The sequence below is a fragment of the Pseudomonas sp. 313 genome, from assembly GCF_000316965.1.
Lineage (GTDB): Bacteria > Pseudomonadota > Gammaproteobacteria > Pseudomonadales > Pseudomonadaceae > Chryseomonas > Chryseomonas benzopyrenica.
In genome coordinates this window covers 369,152-385,508 of record NZ_ANBZ01000024.1, presented here as the reverse complement: position 1 = coordinate 385,508, position 16,357 = coordinate 369,152, and the positions used below count along the sequence as shown (strand labels likewise).

Annotated in this window: 16 protein-coding genes; 10 read left to right on the top strand and 6 right to left on the bottom strand. The window is 65.4% G+C overall.

Translation table 11 applies throughout. From position 1 onward, the window contains the following. Positions 1–17 precede the first annotated feature (17 nt). Positions 18–332, top strand: a complete 315-nt coding sequence (locus C722_RS0105165; RefSeq protein WP_017639490.1) for a DUF2388 domain-containing protein — start codon at positions 18–20, stop codon at positions 330–332. Positions 333–412: 80 nt separating this feature from the next. On the opposite strand, the gene gcvH is transcribed toward C722_RS0105165, so the two are convergent. Continuing rightward, on the bottom strand, positions 413–796 hold the full coding sequence (gene gcvH, locus C722_RS0105160) for a glycine cleavage system protein GcvH (protein WP_017639489.1): 384 nt from the start codon (positions 794–796) through the stop codon (positions 413–415). Between the two features lie 77 nt (positions 797–873). Further along, positions 874–1,917, bottom strand: a complete 1,044-nt coding sequence (locus C722_RS0105155) for a glycoside hydrolase family 5 protein (protein WP_017639488.1) — start codon at positions 1,915–1,917, stop codon at positions 874–876. 442 nt (positions 1,918–2,359) lie between these two features. Here C722_RS0105155 and C722_RS0105150 point away from each other — a divergent pair, with 442 nt between their 5' ends. The 4 genes from C722_RS0105150 (at position 2,360) to C722_RS0105135 (ending at position 6,571) form a co-directional block, all read left to right on the top strand. Next, positions 2,360–3,676, top strand: coding sequence for a sorbosone dehydrogenase family protein (locus tag C722_RS0105150; RefSeq protein WP_017639487.1), 1,317 nt, complete (start codon positions 2,360–2,362; stop codon positions 3,674–3,676). A gap of 124 nt (positions 3,677–3,800) precedes the next feature. Beyond that, a complete protein-coding gene (locus tag C722_RS0105145) occupies positions 3,801–4,475 on the top strand; it encodes a response regulator (protein ID WP_017639486.1) in 675 nt (224 codons plus the stop codon). Continuing rightward, entirely contained in the window at positions 4,472–5,848 is a 1,377-nt protein-coding gene (locus C722_RS0105140) for a HAMP domain-containing sensor histidine kinase (RefSeq protein ID WP_017639485.1), read from the top strand. The genes C722_RS0105145 and C722_RS0105140 overlap by 4 nt, the downstream gene beginning before the upstream one ends. 108 nt (positions 5,849–5,956) lie before the next feature. Beyond that, the gene (locus C722_RS0105135; protein ID WP_017639484.1) at positions 5,957–6,571 is read left to right on the top strand and encodes a glutathione S-transferase family protein; all 615 of its coding nucleotides are present in this window, start codon (positions 5,957–5,959) and stop codon (positions 6,569–6,571) included. Positions 6,572–6,578: 7 nt separating this feature from the next. Here C722_RS0105135 and C722_RS0105130 read toward each other — a convergent pair whose 3' ends face one another. Next, positions 6,579–7,814 carry an HD-GYP domain-containing protein gene (locus C722_RS0105130; RefSeq protein ID WP_017639483.1) on the bottom strand — a complete coding sequence of 412 codons (1,236 nt, stop codon included), beginning with the start codon at positions 7,812–7,814 and terminating at the stop codon, positions 6,579–6,581. 106 nt (positions 7,815–7,920) lie between these two features. Between C722_RS0105130 and C722_RS0105125 the strand changes: the two genes are divergently transcribed. Together C722_RS0105125 and mdtD are read left to right on the top strand one after the other, a co-directional pair. After that, positions 7,921–8,808, top strand: a complete 888-nt coding sequence (locus C722_RS0105125) for an acyltransferase (RefSeq protein WP_017639482.1) — start codon at positions 7,921–7,923, stop codon at positions 8,806–8,808. A gap of 72 nt (positions 8,809–8,880) precedes the next feature. Further along, positions 8,881–10,314 carry a multidrug transporter subunit MdtD gene (gene mdtD, locus C722_RS0105120; RefSeq protein ID WP_017639481.1) on the top strand — a complete coding sequence of 478 codons (1,434 nt, stop codon included), beginning with the start codon at positions 8,881–8,883 and terminating at the stop codon, positions 10,312–10,314. Positions 10,315–10,400: 86 nt separating this feature from the next. Here mdtD and C722_RS0105115 read toward each other — a convergent pair whose 3' ends face one another. Beyond that, positions 10,401–10,610: a cold-shock protein gene (locus C722_RS0105115; RefSeq protein ID WP_017639480.1), complete on the bottom strand. Its 210-nt coding sequence runs from the start codon at positions 10,608–10,610 to the stop codon at positions 10,401–10,403. Positions 10,611–11,022: 412 nt separating this feature from the next. On the opposite strand from C722_RS0105115, the gene C722_RS0105110 reads away from it, so the two are divergent. Further along, positions 11,023–11,715: an HAD-IA family hydrolase gene (locus tag C722_RS0105110; protein ID WP_017639479.1), complete on the top strand. Its 693-nt coding sequence runs from the start codon at positions 11,023–11,025 to the stop codon at positions 11,713–11,715. Positions 11,716–11,758: 43 nt separating this feature from the next. Here C722_RS0105110 and C722_RS0105105 read toward each other — a convergent pair whose 3' ends face one another. Next, positions 11,759–12,973, bottom strand: a complete 1,215-nt coding sequence (locus tag C722_RS0105105) for an NAD(P)-dependent oxidoreductase (RefSeq protein ID WP_173148743.1) — start codon at positions 12,971–12,973, stop codon at positions 11,759–11,761. A gap of 287 nt (positions 12,974–13,260) precedes the next feature. Beyond that, complete coding sequence (locus tag C722_RS0105100) at positions 13,261–14,754, bottom strand: lipid II flippase MurJ (protein WP_017639477.1); 1,494 nt, start codon at positions 14,752–14,754, stop codon at positions 13,261–13,263. Positions 14,755–15,070: 316 nt separating this feature from the next. Between C722_RS0105100 and C722_RS0105095 the strand changes: the two genes are divergently transcribed. Together C722_RS0105095 and C722_RS0105090 are read left to right on the top strand one after the other, a co-directional pair. Beyond that, on the top strand, positions 15,071–15,325 hold the full coding sequence (locus C722_RS0105095) for a YebG family protein (protein WP_007161283.1): 255 nt from the start codon (positions 15,071–15,073) through the stop codon (positions 15,323–15,325). A gap of 56 nt (positions 15,326–15,381) precedes the next feature. Further along, entirely contained in the window at positions 15,382–16,335 is a 954-nt protein-coding gene (locus C722_RS0105090) for a nucleoside hydrolase (protein WP_017639476.1), read from the top strand. Positions 16,336–16,357 lie beyond the last annotated feature (22 nt).

Here is a 16,357-nt window from a genome sequence, read left to right as displayed (position 1 = left end):
AGAAGGAGATCTCATCCATGCGCCTGAAGAAGCTTGCTCTGGTTTCCCTGATCGGTCTGCCGCTGCTGGCCGCGACCACCGCCGCCAATGCGGATGCGCGGTTCTGGCGGCATGCCGCGACCCTGGGGGCGACCTCCGGCTCGTTCTATACCACCAGCCGTGACGACCACAAGATCGTTGCCGCCACCCAGGACGACGCCAGCTCCTATCTGGCCAGCAACGGCCAGATCCGTGGCCCCTACCTGGAAGCCGCGCTGCGCGACATGCGCGCCGCCGAGCCGGGCCTGCAGGCCAGCGACAACGATCTCGCCATGCGCATCCTGACCCAGTAAGGACCAGGCAAAAAAGAACCCCGCCGGTCATGCCGTGCGGGGTTCTTTTTTGCCGGTTGCCTGGGCGTGAGGCTGTCGCCTCAGCTTTCGCTGGCCGCGCGATAGCCGTCGGCGTCGAGCAGCCTGTCCAGCTCGGCCGCGTCCTGCGGCTTGAGCTTGAAGAACCAGGCGCCATAGGGCTCGCCATTGACCTGCTCGGGGGCGTCGGCCAGGGCCTCGTTGATGGCGATGACCTCACCGCTCACCGGAGCATAGATGTCCGAGGCCGCCTTGACCGACTCCACCACCCCGGCCTGGTCACCGGCCGCGAGGGTCTTGCCGACGTCCGGCAGTTCGATGAAGACCACATCGCCCAGGGCTTCCTGGGCATGGTCGGAAATGCCGACGGTCACGCTACCGTCGGCTTCCAGGCGCGCCCATTCGTGGCTGGCGGCATAACGCAGGTCGGCGGGAATCTGGCTCATGAGGGGTCCTCGGGGCTGGCACGGTTAAAACTCAAGGGTAGCCTGCCGACCCCAGGGACCGCCATCGCTGACCGGGCTTAATTGGGCCCGATGCTGGCGCAGCTGGTGTTGTCGACGTACTTCTTCAGGGTCGCCCACTGGGGACGATCCACGCCGTTGATGGGTTCCACCGCCAGGTTGTAGTTGCCCCAGCCCGGACCGGCAGCCCAATAGCTGGCCGGGATGCAGTGCTGCTTGAGATAGGCCAGCATGTTGTCCATGGCCACCAGCCAGCGCGGATCGTCGTCCGGCACACCGAATTCGCCGATATAGCCCTGCTTGCCGTTCTTTTTCAGCCAGTCGACGAAGGGCTTGACGCGCTTCACCCCGACCTGGGGATCGAAGCCGCTCATGTCCTTGCTGGCGTACTGGCCGCCGCCGTCGTTGTCGAAATAGACGTGGGCGGAAAAGATCAGCTTGTTGGCCGGATCCTTGAGCGCCAGCAGCGGATCGTTCCACTGTGGCCAACGGGCGGCGCTGGACCAGCCGTTGCCCTCGACGATGATCGGATGGACGTTGTCCACGGTACGGATGCCGTTGATGCCGTGCTGGGCGGCGGTCGGCCAGAAGGCCACGGCGTCGTGGGGCTCGTTCATGATGTCGTAGCCATAGAGCGCCGGATGCTTGCCGAAGCGGAAGGCCAGGCGGTAGGTCACGTCCCAGTAGTTGAAATAGGTGACCTTGCCGGCGCCGATGACCTCGCCGCGATAGCGCGCATAGTTGTGCAGGTCGAGGATCACCTTGACGTCGTACTTCTGGGCATAGTTCAGCGTCTGGGTGACCAGGGCGCCATAGTCCGGATCCAGCATGGAGTTCAGCTTGGGCTGGATACGCTCCCAGATGATCGGAAAGCGCACCAGCTTGATGCCCTTGGCGCTCCAGTCCTTGAAGTGCTGCTCGCTGGGAAAGATGTAGTTGCGGTTGTTGAGGCCGGGCAAGACATGGCTGGCGAAGCCGGCACCGGAAAAGTTGAGCCCGACCAGCTCGACCGCCTGGGCCGAACCGAAGAGGGCGCTGCTCAAGGCCAGGGTACCGGCCAGACGCAGGGAAAACTGGCGCACGCGCCGGGTAAGGGATTGCATGACTGCACCTGTGGAAAAGAAGACTCCCCGCCCCCGCAAGCTAACGGGTTCCGGCGTGGGCGAGCTCAGGCGGCCGCGTCCTGTTGCGGCGCCGCTGGGTGCGACTTCGTCGTCATTGTTGGGGCTGCTATCGGCGTCACCGCCCCCAGCTTTAGTGAATTTTCTCCTGCAAAAACAGCCAGTTACGTCATGATTCGCGTCAGATAGCCGCCGTTTTTCCGCAACTGCCCGCGCAGCCGAGCTAACACCTTGAATCGACAAGACTTTCTGTATCCATAAAAGAACGGGTCAGACGCCGTGGCACGCAAAAAGACCAACATTCCCAAAAGAGTCATTTTCAAGACCCACTGGAGCGGACCTGCCGGATGACCCCAGGACCTGGCCAGGAACGTTCGCTGGAACCTGCGCTCTATCCTGCGAAGCCCACCGCGAGAGCCCTGCCATGCCCCTTCCCCTGCGTACTCTGGCCGTGACCCTGGCCGCCATGGCCCTGCTTGGCTGTGGCGAGACCGCACGGCTGCAGCGCGAAGCTGGTTACGGCCCGGCACCGACCCTGCCGGAACCCCACAAGACCCTGCTGCCCAGCATCAACGTGGCCCCGGCGGTCGGCTGGCCCGAAGGCGGCAAGCCCACTGCCGCGCCCGGCACCCAGGTCCAGGCCTTCGCCCGTGGCCTGGACCATCCGCGCTGGCTCTATGTGCTGCCCAATGGCGATGTGCTGGTGGCGGAAAGCAATGCGCCCAAGCGCGAGGGCTTTCCCGGGATCAAGAACTGGATCGCGGGTTTGTTCATGAAGAAGGCCGGCGCCGGGGTGCCCAGCGCCGACCGCATCACCCTGTTGCGCGATGCCGACGGCGATGGCGTCGCCGAGACCCGCACCGTCTTCGCCGAACAGCTGCATTCGCCGTTCGGCATGGTGCTGGTGGGCGAGGACTTCTATGTCGCCAATGCCGATGCCCTGGTGCGCTTCTCCTATCGCCCCGGTGCGACTCGCCTGGAAGGCCAGCCGGTGACGGTCACCGAGCTACCGGCGGGCATCAATCACCACTGGACCAAGAACGTCATCGCCAGCCGCGACGGCAAGAAGCTCTATCTCACCGTGGGCTCCAACAGCAACGTCGGCGAAAACGGCCTGGATATCGAGGAAGGCCGCGCCGCCATCTGGGAGCTGGATCGCGCCAGCGGCCAGAAACGCCTGTTCGCCACCGGTCTGCGCAACCCCAATGGGCTGGACTGGGAGCCCACCACCGGCAAACTGTGGACGGTGGTCAACGAACGCGACGAGATCGGCAGCGACCTGGTGCCGGACTATGCCACCTCGGTGCAGGACGGCGGCTTCTATGGCTGGCCCTACAGCTACTGGGGCAAGACCGTGGACAGCCGGGTACAGCCGCCCCGTCCGGATCTGGTGGCCAAGGCGCTGACCCCGGACTACGCCCTGGGTACCCACACCGCCTCCCTAGGCCTGGCCTTCGCGAGCGCCGACAGCGAGTTGCCGACGGCGTTTCGCCAGGGCATGTTCGTCGGCCAGCACGGCTCCTGGAATCGCGATCCCAAGAGCGGCTACAAGGTCGTCTTCGTGCCCTTCCAGAACGGCAAGCCCAGCGGCCCGCCGCGCGACCTGCTGACCGGCTTCCTCAATGGCAAGGAAGAGGCCCAGGGACGTCCGGTCGGGGTGGTCAACGATGGTCACGGCGGCCTGCTGGTGGCCGACGATGTCGGCAATACGATCTGGCGGGTCAGCGCCCAGCGTCCCTGAGCCGTGTTAATCCGGCCTTAAGCGCCCTGGCCTAGGCTGGAGGCTGACCATCCTGGAGATGGTCACCGCTCTTGCCGAGGCCGGCCCGGAGCGGTAAAACCGCTCAACCGCCTGGGAAAATCCGATGAGAATACTACTGGCCGAAGACGACATGCTGCTGGGCGACGGCATCCGCGCCGGCCTGGCCCTGGAAGGCGACACCGTCGACTGGGTGACCGATGGCCAGGCCGCCCAGGCGGCGCTGGAAACCGATCCCTTCGATCTGGTGGTGCTCGACATCGGCCTGCCCCGCCGCTCGGGACTCGAGGTCCTGGCCGCGCTGCGCAAGCGCGGCGACGCCACCCCGGTGCTGATCCTCACCGCCCGCGACAAGGTCACCGACCGGGTCACCGGCCTGGACACCGGCGCCGACGACTACCTGACCAAACCCTTCGACCTGGACGAACTGCTCGCCCGGGTCCGCGCCCTCACCCGCCGCAGCGCCGGCCGGGCGCTGCCGCAACTGGAGCACAACGAGCTGCGGGTCGATCCGGCCACCCACCGGGTGACCCTGGCCGGCCAGCCGGTCGAACTGGCGCCGCGCGAATACGCCCTGCTGCGCCTGCTGCTGGAAAACATGGGCAAGGTGCTCTCGCGCAATCGCCTGGAGCAGGCGCTCTACGGCTGGGATGGCGACGTCGAGAGCAATGCCATCGAGGTCCATATCCATCACCTCAGACGCAAGCTCGGCAGCAGCCTGATCCGAACCGTGCGCGGCATCGGCTACGGCATCGACCAACCCGAGCGGCCGGCGCCGTGAGCGACGGCCCGGCCATCTCGCTGCGGCGGCGCCTGCTGACGCTGCTGCTGTGCGGGATCTTCGCCTGCTGGCTGATCGCCGCTCTGGTGACCTACCAACTGGTGCTGCGCCAGGTGAATCGCCTGGCGGACGAAGACATGCTCGACTTCGGTTCCGCAGCGCTGCATCTGGCCACCCTCGGCGCCGGCAGCGATCACAGCCTGCCGCCCGCGGCGCGTGCCCTGGAGCGCAGCCGCACGGCCATCGCCGACTTGCCGCTGTTCAAGCGGCGCAACGCCTTGGGCTATCTGCTACAGGCCGGTGACCAGCGCCTCGGCACCCCGGCGCCACCTGCCGGCCTGGCCGAGCAGCCGCCCGGTTTCAGCAGTCTGCTGGCCGAAGGGCAGCACTGGCGCGTGCTGCGCCTGAGCAGCGGCGATGGACGCATCTGGATCTACGAAAACCTGGCCGATCGACGCGGCGCCACCAATCTGCTGCTGCTCGGCTCACTGTTTCCCCTGGCGCTGGCCCTGCCGGTGCTGGCCGCACTCATCTGGTTCGGCGTCACCCGCGGTCTCGAACCGCTGCGCCAGCTGGCCGCGCAGATCAAGCAGCGTTCCGCCCAGCGCCTGGAGCCCCTGGCACTGAACCGGGTCCCCTTGGAAGCGGCGGTGCTGGTCGAAGAGATCAACGCCCTGCTGCAACGCCTGGACGGCGCCCTGGAAGCCGAGCGCCGGCTGACCAGCGACGCCGCCCACGAGATCCGCACGCCCCTCGCCAGTCTGCTGACCCACACCCAGGTCGCCCTGAGATCCAGCGATCCCCAGGCCCACGCCCGGGGCCTGGTGCAGGTGCGCCGCAGCGCCGAACGCATCAGCCAGCTGATGGAGCAGATCCTGCTCCTGGCACGCCTGGACAGTGGCGCCCTGCAGGAGCAGTTCGTCCCCGTCCACCTCGGTCGCCTGGCGGCGGACACCCTTTCGGAACTCGCGCCGCTGGCCATCGAAAAGCACATCGACCTGGTGCTGGAGGATCAGGAGGTCAAGCTGTCCGGCATTCCCACCTGGTTGGGGGTGCTGCTCACCAACCTGGTGGGCAATGCCATCCGCTACACCCCCAGCGGTGGCCAGGTGCTGGTGCGGGTCGTCGAGGATGTGCCCGGGCGGGTACGCATCAATGTCTGCGACAGCGGACCCGGCGTCACCCCGGAAGAGCGGGCGATGATATTCACCCGCTTCTATCGCAGCGAGAGCGCCGGTCAGAACGTCGGCAGCGGCCTGGGCCTGCCCATCGTCAAACGCATCGTCGAAATCCATGGCGGCAGTCTGCACCTGGGCGAAGGCCTGCAAGGACGCGGGCTGGGCGTGTACGTCGAGCTGCCGGGCCTGGCCTGATCCAGCCGCCTACGACCAAGGCGATCTTTTACCCAGGCCGGCCTAGGGCTTACAGTGCAGGGCTTCGCCACCAGCGAAGGCAGTCCTGCCCTCTGGAGAGCCCGGCCCATGTCCATGATCCTGTACCACACTCCCGCCTCGCCCTTCGGTCGTAAAGTCGTGGTGATGCTCCACGAGACGGACCTGATCGAGCAGGTCGAAGTGGAAATCGTCCAGCAGACGCCGCTCAACCCCAATCGCGACGTTCTCGATACCAATCCGGCCGGCAAGATTCCCGCCCTGCGCCTGGCCGATGGCACCTGCCTGCACGACAGTCGCGTCATCCTTGACTATCTGGACACCCTGCACGAGCGCACCCCGCTGATCCCTCGCCAGGGCCCGGAGCGCTGGCGCCGCCTGACCCTGGCCTCACTGTGCGACGCCATGATGGAAGCCGCGGTGCAGATCCGCTACGAGAGCTTCATGCGTCCGCCGGGCATGCAATGGAAACTCTGGCTGGACAACCAGCAGGAAAAGATCGCCCGAGCCCTAGACTACTTCGAGCGCGAGGCCATCCAGGAACTGGACGGCGAATTCGACGTGGCCAGCCTGGGCATGGCCTGCCTGCTCGGCTATCTGGACTTCCGCATCCCCACCTTTGCCTGGCGCAGCGACTGTCCGCGCATTGCCGCCTGGTATGCCCGCACCGACGAACGCCCGTCGCTGCAGGCGACCCGCCCCTGAGCCGGCGCTAGGCCTGCTGCCAGAGCCGCTGCAGATTGCGAAAGCCCCACTCCTCCGGATCCTCGCGCCGCAGGATGCGTTCGTTGGCGGGGGGCCGGGCGAGATCCAGCAGTCGCTGCGGCAGGGGCGTGCGCGAGCGAGCGGAAAAGAACACCCGCACCCGCGGCGTCAGCAGGCTGTCCGGGTGCTGCTCGACCACCACCGCCAGTTGCTCGTTGCTCAGCCGCACCAGGGAGCCGATCGGATAGATACCCAGCGTCTTGACGAAGGCCTGGAACACCTGGGGATCGAAATGCCCCTGCCATTCCGCCATGCGCCGGATCGCTTCGGCCGGACTCCAGGCGGTCTTGTAGGGGCGGGTCGAGGAAATGGCGTCATAGACGTCGCAGACCGCGGCGATGCGCGACAGCAGACTGATCTGTGTCCCGGCCAGGCCACGGGGATAGCCAGTGCCATCGAATTTCTCGTGATGGTGTAGACAGACGTCGATCACCTCCGCGGCCGCGCCCCACTGGTGCAGCAGGGCGACGCCCTCCTCGGGGTGTCGCTGCATCACGGCGAATTCCGCGTCGGTCAGCTTGCCTGGCTTGTTCAGTACCTCCAGAGGGGTACGCATCTTGCCCACGTCGTGCAGCAGGCCAGCCTGGCCGGCGAGCTGCACCTGCTCCGCCGGCAGCTCCATCTGCCGCGCCACCGCCGTCATCAGGGCGCAGACCGACACCGAATGGATGTAGGTATACTCGTCAGCCGTGCGCAGCCGCGTCAGACTGATCAGCGCCGTGGGATGCCGCAGCACCGACGCCGAGATCTGCTCGACCACGGTCGCCACCTCGCTCAGCTCGATGGCCTGGCCCAGGCGCACGTCCTGGAACAGTCGCGCCACCTCCTGCTTGGCATGGGCGCTCACGGCGGAAGCCTGGGCCATTTCCTGGGGACAACTGATGGCAGTGCCTGGGGCGCTGGTCGCGAAGGTGGTGGGCGTAGGCCGGGCTGGCGCGACGGCGGGTTCAGGAGGCGTGACCGGAGCTACGGGCATCGCGCGCTCGGCCGGGGGCTGGCAATCCCGCCCCTTGGCGATATCGATCCACACGGCGGTCACGGCGCTGTCCTGGATCTTCTGCAGATCGCGCGGCTCCTGGAGCAGGAAGCGCGCCTTCCAGAACGGATGATCGATCCAGTTGCCTTCGAATCTGTGGATGTACATGCCGAGGCAGACCTCGGCACTGGTAACCTTCTTGAGCATGGCGTTCACTTCGCAGCTGATCGGCAGCAGCCATCCAGAAGCAAATGATCGCAAAGTGCCAGGCCGCGCTAAAGACTATCGCCCTAAGTTCCAGACGAGAGAATCCATGCACCTCCTGACCGGTATCGCCGTCTCCCTGCTGCTCCTGCTGAACACCCTGGTCATGATCGGTCCGCTGCTGGCATTCGCCTTGATCAAGCTGCTGCCCAGCGTGGCGCTGCGCGATGTCTGCTCCCGGGTAGTCACGGCCATCGCCGAGACCTGGGCCGAGATCAACAAGGTCATCTTCGCCCGGCTCACCCCTACCGTCTGGGACATCCGTGGCACCGAGGTGCTCAGCCGGGACAGCTCCTACCTGGTCATCTGCAACCACCAGTCCTGGGTCGACATCCCCGCCCTGATCGAGACCTTCAACGGCAAGGTGCCCTACTTCAAGTTCTTCCTGAAGAAGGAACTCATCTGGGTGCCCTTCCTGGGTCTGGCCTGGTGGGCGCTGGACTACCCCTTCATGAAGAGATACAGCCGCGCCCAGCTGGCGCGCCGCCCGGAGCTCAAGGGCGCGGACCTGGCCATCACCCGCCGCGCCTGCGAGAAATTCCGTCGCCAGCCGGTGACCATCGTCAACTACCTGGAAGGCACCCGCTTCACCGCCGCCAAGCATGCCGAGCAGCATTCGCCCTATCGCCACCTGCTCAAACCCAAGGCCGGTGGCATGGCCTTCGTCCTCGCCGCCATGGGCGAGCAGCTGGACACCCTGCTGGACGTCACCCTGGTCTATCCGGACGGTCGCGTACCCGGCTTCTGGGACCTGCTCTGCGGACGGGTCAAACGCGTTATCATCGATATCCGCGCGCGCCCTCTGGATCCGGCGCGCTGGGCAGGCGATTACAGTGAAGACGCGGAATTTCGCGCCGACTTCCAGCAATGGGTCAGCCAGCTCTGGGCAGAAAAGGACCAACGGATCGAGGCGCTACTGGATTCCCGCTCGCATTGAATCAGCGGGGCACCCTGCCGCCTGCCGACAGTCAGAGTGCGGGTAGTCGGCTGTCTCGACAAGGACCCCTCAATGCCCACCCCGACGCTCGATACCACCACGACCCGCTGGCTTCCCTGGCTGATCGCCGTCGCCTTCTTCATGCAGTCGTTGGACGCGACCATCGTCAACACCGCCCTGCCGCGCATGGCCGCCGACCTCGGCGAGAATCCCCTGCGCATGCAGGGGGTGGTGATCGCCTACCTGCTCACCGTCGCGCTGTTGATTCCTGCCTCGGGCTGGATTTCCGATCGTTTCGGCAGTCGCCGCGTCTTCTTTACCGCCATCGCCCTCTTCACCTTTGGCTCGCTGCTCTGCGCCCTGGCGCCCAGCCTCAACCTGCTGATCGCCGCCCGGGTAATCCAGGGCCTCGGCGGTTCGCTGATGCTGCCCGTGGGGCGGCTGGTGATCCTGCGCGTCTATCCGCGCAGCGAACTGGTGCGCATCCTCAGCTTCATCACCATTCCCGGCCTGATCGGCCCCCTGGCGGGCCCGGCGCTGGGCGGCTGGCTGGTGGAGGCCGTGTCCTGGCACTGGATCTTCCTGATCAACCTGCCGGTGGGCATCCTCGGCTGTCTGGCCACCCGCCGCCTGCTGCCGGACCTGCGCAGCCCTCTGCCACAGCGCTTCGATGGCCTGGGCTTTCTGCTGTTCGGCGCCTCCATGATCCTCATCAGCATCGCCCTGGAAGGCCTTGGCGAACTGCACCTGCCCCATGTGCGCGTGGTATTGCTGCTGATGGGTGGTATGGCCTGCATGGTCGCCTACTGGCTGCGCGCCCTGCATCACGACCAGCCGCTGTTTTCCGCCGAGCTGTTTCGTATCCGCAGCTTTGCCGTGGGCATCTTCGGCAATCTCTTCGCCCGTCTCGGCAGCGGCGCCCTGCCCTTTCTTATCCCGCTGCTGTTCCAGGTCGGCCTCGGCTATTCGCCGACCCAGGCCGGTCTGCTAATGATGCCCCTGGCCTTGTCGGCGATGCTGGCCAAGCCCATCGCCGGTCCGCTGATCGGCCGTCTCGGCTATCGGCGCCTGCTGGTGGGCAATACCCTGCTGCTGGGCTGCCTGATCGCCAGTCTCGCCCTGATCGGCCCTGCCACCCCCTTCGTCTGGCTGCTGATCCACCTGGGCATTCTCGGCGCGGTTAACTCCATGCAGTTCACCGCCATGAACACCATCACCCTCATCGACCTGCACGACCAGCAGGCCGCCAGCGGCAACAGTCTGCTGTCGGTGGTCATGCAACTGGCCATGAGCTTTGGCGTCGCCTGCGCCGCGGCGTTGCTGGGCGGCTTCCAGGACGACTATGGCGACACCGAGGTGCTGTCCGCCTTCCGCGCGACGTTCTTGAGCGTCGGAGCCCTGTCGATGCTGGCGGCGGCGATCTTCCTGCAGGCCTCCCGCGAAACCGGTCGCCGAATCAAGCCCCTGGCCGCCGAGCCGGAAAAGAGCGCGCAGAACGTGGAGTGACGCGGCCGCCAGGCCGATCGAATCGGCAGAAACGAAAAACCCCGGCCTGGCCGGGGTTTTTCGTGAGCTTCGGGCGACGTCAGGTGTCAGATGACCTGTACGCGCTCTGCCTGCATGCCCTTCTGGCCTTGCACGACTTCGAAGCTGACCTTCTGGCCTTCAGCCAGGGTCTTGAAACCAGTGCCTTCGATGGCGCGGAAGTGCACGAACACGTCCGGACCGCTTTCGGGAGTAATGAAGCCGTAGCCTTTGGTTTCGTTGAACCACTTGACGGTGCCGTTCTGACGATTCGACATGACGGGTGTTGCTCCTTGGAATAACGGGTTTGTTATTGACACGTGCTGGCGCGGCAGTGCGTTGCATAGACCAAACGCCTGGTACTGAGTTGCAAGGAGTAACAAGAATCGAGCAGCAAGGGGTGGACGAAGAGCCTACCGCCTCAGGTCACGATCGACGGCGACCCAAGCAAACACAGTTCTCGAACTCTACGCCATATTTTTCTGGAAAGCGATTACCCTCCGGAGGCCGAATTCGTTTTGGACAAAGCGCGTTTTACGCCGCTTCGAAAGGCACCGACAAGCCTGTTTTCGACCGCCTGGGCAGCACCCCGGAATCACCGCCACGCCTGCCTTTGCGCTTCCCGCCACAGCTGTCGAAGGGCACGAGATCCACTGCCCCGACCGTGAAATCCCCCTGCAAGGAATACCGATGAACCTTACCCCTGTGGAACTGCTAATCAGCGATTGCGATGGCGTACTGGTCGACAGCGAAATCCTCGCCGAACGCGTCGTCCTCGACGGTCTGGCCGCCCACGCACCGCGTGACGAACTCGAAGCCCTGCTGCACGGCACCTTCGGCCTGACCACCCGGGACATCTTCGCCCTGGTCGAACAGCGCTTCGGCATCACCCTGCCGCCCACGCTGTTCAGCGAGCTGCGCGCCCAGGCCGAGACCCTGATCGCCAGCAGCGTCGAACCCATTCCCGGGGTGAAACGTGCCCTGGAAAGCATTGATCTACCGTTGGCGGTGGCCTCCAACAGCCTCAGGCACAGCGTTGAATCCTCGGTGCGCCGGGCGGACCTGGTGGATCGGGTGGCGGGCCATGTCTTCAGCGCCGACATGGTGGCCCAGCCCAAGCCGGCGCCGGATGTCTACCTGCTCGCGGCCAAGACCCTGGGCGTTGCGCCGGAGCGCTGCCTGGTGATCGAAGACAGCGCCACCGGCGCGCGTGCGGCCCTGGCCGCCGGCATGCGGGTCATCGGCTTCACCGGTGCCAGCCATATTCCGCCGAACCACGGCGACACCTTGAGCGCCCTGGGCGTGACCGCCCTGATCGCCCACATGGATGAACTGCCCGCGACCGTCGCTCGCCTCCGCGCCGCCGCCACCGACGGGCAATGAAAAAGGGGCCCTCAGGGCCCCTTCGCTTTCCGCGTCAGCGGAATCAGGACAGGACCGCCCCGACCGCCTTGGGCAGTGCCATCGGGGCCAAGTCGGCAGCCGCGTTCCAGGCCGGCTCGCTCAACTGGGTTTCCAGCAGCTGGCGATGGATCGCCTCGCGATGCTGTTGCAGAACGATGTCCAGGGCGCGGCTGGGCGCCAGTTCGACGTCGTCGAAGGTGACGATCTGGCCGGGTTCCATGGCGCGCTTGAGCACGCTGTGCTTGAGCAGACCGATCGGCAGGTGATCCGGGCACTCGGCGATCTTCACGGCTTCGCCGCGCACGCTGTAGCCACCGATGCCGCGCTCGATGATGTCGCCAGCCGCCATGGGCTTCTTCATGATGGCGGCCACGCTCAGGGTCGGCGTGGTGGAGTTGTTGAGCAGGATCTTGCCACCGGCGATCACGCGACGCAGGGTCTTGCCGACTTCCAGGGAGCAGAGGTGGAAGGGGCGTACCAGGACATAGTACGGCCCCTTGCCCAGTTTGAAGTATTCGATGGCGCCGGCCTGGTCTTCGTCATGGCGACCGACGACGAAGACGCCACCGGCGGAATAGCCGCTCGGGATCACGTAGTCGACGATGGGTTGACCCAGTTGCTCGGCCATCTGCGCCAGGATGTTCGCGCTGTCCTGCAGATTGGTCGAATTCAGGCCCTCCAGCCCCTGGCGGGTGATGGTGGCGCCATAGTTGTTGCCGACCACCACCTGCTCGATCTGCACCTTGGTGCCATCGGTGAAGGAGGTGGTCTGGTCGACGCTGGTGCCCTGGCGCGCGGACCAGTAGGCCATGTCTTCCGGGGTCGGGTTGTGGTTCAGATAGCCCTTCATGTTGCCGTAGACCAGCGGCTTGAAGCCCATCTGCACCGCTTCTTCGTGCAGCGCCGCCAGCGAACCCGGCTGGTCGCCCTCGGCCTCGGTGAGAAAGCCCTTGCCCGCCAGGTAGGAGCCCGTCGTCACCTGCAGCTCGGCATTGATGGTGACCACCTTGATGCCGGCCTCGAAGGCGCGCTCGATGATCTCGGTGCCGTGGTAGGGATCGCCGCTGCACTCCACCAGCAGGTCGCAATGATCGATGAGATCCGCCACCGACTGGGTGAGCGCCTCGGTCAGCGGATAGTCGGTAACCGTGGCGATGGGCCGGCGGGTCAGCACGCGGGTCACGGTCATGTCGTCATAGTGACGACTGATGAGCCGGGCCAGGCAGCGCGAGATCATGCCGGTACCGACGATGCCGATACGGGTGACAGGGGATTGGGAAGACATAGGATCGATTCCTTTCAAAGAGAATGTCGGTAGCGAGCAAAGCCACCATGCGAAGTGCCGATCCCAACGACGTGTCCGATCTCTTGCAAATGGAAAAACCACTTCCATCAGAAATTCTTTGACTGGGATCAATCTTTCCGTGCGACTCGAAGCCAAAGCAAAAATTCATGACTTCGTAACAGATAGCGATCAATGGCTGCAGATCGCCATCTTTTTCCTTGCCGTCCAGTGACGGCCGTTCAACTCGTCGGTTCTGCGCGCTCCGTGCTGGCCTCACCGCGCGCCCAATAGCCGCGGCGGAACAGATCACGTTCGCCCAGGACCAGCAACAGCAGTAGAAGGCCCAGCATCGCCACGCTGATGCTGACGATCAGCTCCAGCAGACCGACAGGCTTAGGCAACAGCACACTCAGCAGGGCCACGGCGCAGCCGGCGCCCAACCAGCGCAGCAGCAGCGACAGGTGCAGCCCGGCGAGGGAATGACGATAGAGTGCCAGCGCCATGAACACGGCCTGCAGGAAGGCGCCGGTGGTAAAGGAATAGGCCAGCCCCTGGGCGCCGAACGGCTGATAGAGCGCGGCATCCAGGGCCACGGTGATGAAGGAACTGGCCAGGGTGGCATAGAGGAAGGTCTTGGCGCGCTGCTGGGACAGCAGGGCCCGGCCCCACAGCAGGGCCAGCCCCATCCAGGGCAGACCCAGGGCATAGGCCACTACCAGGGTCGCGGTCGCCGCGCTCTGCTCGGCGCCAAAGGCTCCGCGCTCCAGCAGCACCTTGACCACCGGCTCCGAATAGCTGAACAGCACCACCGAGGCCGGCACCAGGAACAGCAGGGTGCCGAGCAGCGCCTTGCGCATCAGCGCGCTGTACTTGTCCGCATTGCCCTCGTTCCAGCTGCGGGTCAGCTCGGGAAAGATCATCGCCAGGATGGACAGCGCATAGAGCGTCAGCGGAATGGTCACGATGCGGTAGGAGAAGGACAGCATGGTGATATTGCCCTCGGCCAGCAGCGAGGCGAAGAAGCGCTCCGCCAGCATGCAGCCCTGCTGGGCGCCGGCGGCGAGCAGCACCGGCGCGAAGGTCACGGCGAAGGGACTGCCCTCGGGCTTCTCGAAGGCGACCGAGCGCTGGCTGAGATAGCCCAGCCGCCGGTGCTGGATGACGATCAGCAGCACCTGGGGCAACAGCATGCCGGTGAACAGCGCGATGCCACTCGGCTGCAGGATGACGATGGCCAGGATGGCGCCCAGATTGAGCATCAGCGTCCGGGTCATCGGCAGGATGAAGATGCGATCCAGGTTGAGCAGCGCGCCCTGGCAATAGAGGATGGCCTGCACGCAGATCAGCAGGGTGCCGACGGCAAAGACCAGCTTGCCGGTCTCGACCTGCTCATCGCTCCAGCCCGGAGCCAGGGCATGCATCAGCCAGGGACTGGCGAGGACACCGATCACCGACAGCAACAGGCCGAACAGGCCAATGCGCCAGTACAGCCAGCGACCGACCTGCTCGTACTGGGCGTTGCAGCGGTCACGGATGCGTTGCAGATAGGGAATCATGGCATCGCGCAGGGCGAGACCGAAGAAGCTCTCGAAGAACACCGGCAGGATGAGCGCGACAAAGATCAGGTCGGCTTCCCAGCTCACGCCGAATTGCCGGGCGATCAGCAGGTCGCGCAGGAACCCCAGCAGGAAGCTGGCGACGGTGATGGCCAGGATGATCAGGGTCGCACTCACGCCCGCACCTCGGTCGACCCAGGCAGGCCACGTGCGGCAATAAGCGGACGGATAAAGATGGCAGGCATGGGCGGTCTCGTTCCGTGAGCCGGAGGTGATCCGGATAAAGGCGGGCAGAGCTGCCCGTTTGGTCCAGACTCAAAGACCAGCTTCCGCGCTTAAGTTTCCCGAGGCAATTCAAGAGACATGCAGAAATGTCGAACGATTGGCAAATTGCCATGACGGGTTGGGCACTGACCGCCGAGCGGTAGCCCTTGCAATCGGGCAGCAAGCCAACTACTGTATATATAACCAGATACAGAATACGAGGTGACGCATGGCCGTCGAAGTGTTGTATCGCAGCAGCCGAGATCCGGAGCGCCTGTTCATGGATAAAGCCGAAGCCGATCGTCACGATAAAATGTTGGAGCTGGCCGAGTCGCTCGCCAGTGTGCTGGACAAGGCCGTCCCCGGTCTTGCCGAAAAGCAGTGCGAAGACCTGGGGCTGTTCATGGCCCGCAATCGCGAAGTCTTTGCCCGGGCGTTTCGCAACCAGCCGGATGCGCTGGGCGAGTTGGACCTGCCCAGCTAGCGAGAGGCGCTGCCCCTCGGGTAGCCTGGGAAGAGATCTGAGCCGGAGAAAGCCTCTTGTCCCTTCCCATCATCTTCGATACCGATCCTGGCGTGGACGACGCCCAGGCCATCGCCCTGCTGTTTGCCGATCCCGCCTTCGAGGTGATCGGCCTGACCACGACCTTCGGCAACGTGCCGGTCAGCACGGCGACCCGTAACGCCCTGCTGCTCACCGAGCTGGCGGGCCGGGACACGCCCGTCGCCGCCGGTGTCGCCGAACCCCTGGTCAAGCCGGCCGGTAACCATGCCCTGCACGTGCATGGCCAGGATGGCCTGGGCAATCAGCAGCTCCCCGCGCCGCGCCAGGTGCCCCACGCCCTGGACGCCGCACGCTTCATCGTCGAGCAGACCCGCTTGCGACCGGGTGAGATCATCCTGGTGGCGGTCGGGCCGCTGGGTAACCTGGCCCTCGCCCTGGCGCTGGATCCCACGGTCGCCGAGCGCGTCCGCGAGGTGGTGGTGATGGGCGGCGCCATCGTCGAGCCGGGCAACGTCACGCCGGTGGCCGAAGCCAACATCTTTTCCGACCCCCATGCCGCGGCGCGGGTCTTTGCCGCTCCCTGGCCGCTGACCCTGGTCGGCCTCGACGCTACCCACCGCGCCGTCCTCGACCCGCCCCGCCTGCAGCGCATCGCGGCGCGCCAGGGCGCCCTCGGTGAGGTACTCGCCCGCAGCTATGACTTCTATGCGGACTTCTACCGCAGCGTGAAGGACATCGATGGCTGCCATCCCCATGACAGCTGCGCCCTCGCCTACCTACGGCGCCCCGAACTGTTCCACACCGCGCGCGGCCATCTCAGCGTTGGTACCGAAGGCCTGGCGGAAGGCCAGACCTTCTTCGCGCCCGAGGGTCGCGCCTACCTGGACGGGCGCTGGTCCGGCAATCCGCTGGTAACGGTCTGCCTGGGCATGGACGGCGCAGGCATGGTGGCGTGGATGGAAGAGGTCCTGACCGCAACCGAGCGGTAAGGGGTAACGCGCCACCGTTCGG

Coding starts and splice junctions, on each gene's coding strand:
- C722_RS0105095 (WP_007161283.1), top strand. CDS start 15,071: ATGGCCGTCGAAGTGTTGTATCGCAGCAGCCGAGATCCGGAGCGCCTG.
- C722_RS0105155 (WP_017639488.1), bottom strand. CDS start 1,917: ATGCAATCCCTTACCCGGCGCGTGCGCCAGTTTTCCCTGCGTCTGGCC.
- C722_RS0105130 (WP_017639483.1), bottom strand. CDS start 7,814: ATGCTCAAGAAGGTTACCAGTGCCGAGGTCTGCCTCGGCATGTACATC.
- C722_RS0105135 (WP_017639484.1), top strand. CDS start 5,957: ATGTCCATGATCCTGTACCACACTCCCGCCTCGCCCTTCGGTCGTAAA.
- gcvH (WP_017639489.1), bottom strand. CDS start 796: ATGAGCCAGATTCCCGCCGACCTGCGTTATGCCGCCAGCCACGAATGG.
- C722_RS0105105 (WP_173148743.1), bottom strand. CDS start 12,973: ATGATCTCGCGCTGCCTGGCCCGGCTCATCAGTCGTCACTATGACGAC.
- mdtD (WP_017639481.1), top strand. CDS start 8,881: ATGCCCACCCCGACGCTCGATACCACCACGACCCGCTGGCTTCCCTGG.
- C722_RS0105125 (WP_017639482.1), top strand. CDS start 7,921: ATGCACCTCCTGACCGGTATCGCCGTCTCCCTGCTGCTCCTGCTGAAC.
- C722_RS0105145 (WP_017639486.1), top strand. CDS start 3,801: ATGAGAATACTACTGGCCGAAGACGACATGCTGCTGGGCGACGGCATC.
- C722_RS0105115 (WP_017639480.1), bottom strand. CDS start 10,610: ATGTCGAATCGTCAGAACGGCACCGTCAAGTGGTTCAACGAAACCAAA.
- C722_RS0105110 (WP_017639479.1), top strand. CDS start 11,023: ATGAACCTTACCCCTGTGGAACTGCTAATCAGCGATTGCGATGGCGTA.
- C722_RS0105165 (WP_017639490.1), top strand. CDS start 18: ATGCGCCTGAAGAAGCTTGCTCTGGTTTCCCTGATCGGTCTGCCGCTG.
- C722_RS0105150 (WP_017639487.1), top strand. CDS start 2,360: ATGCCCCTTCCCCTGCGTACTCTGGCCGTGACCCTGGCCGCCATGGCC.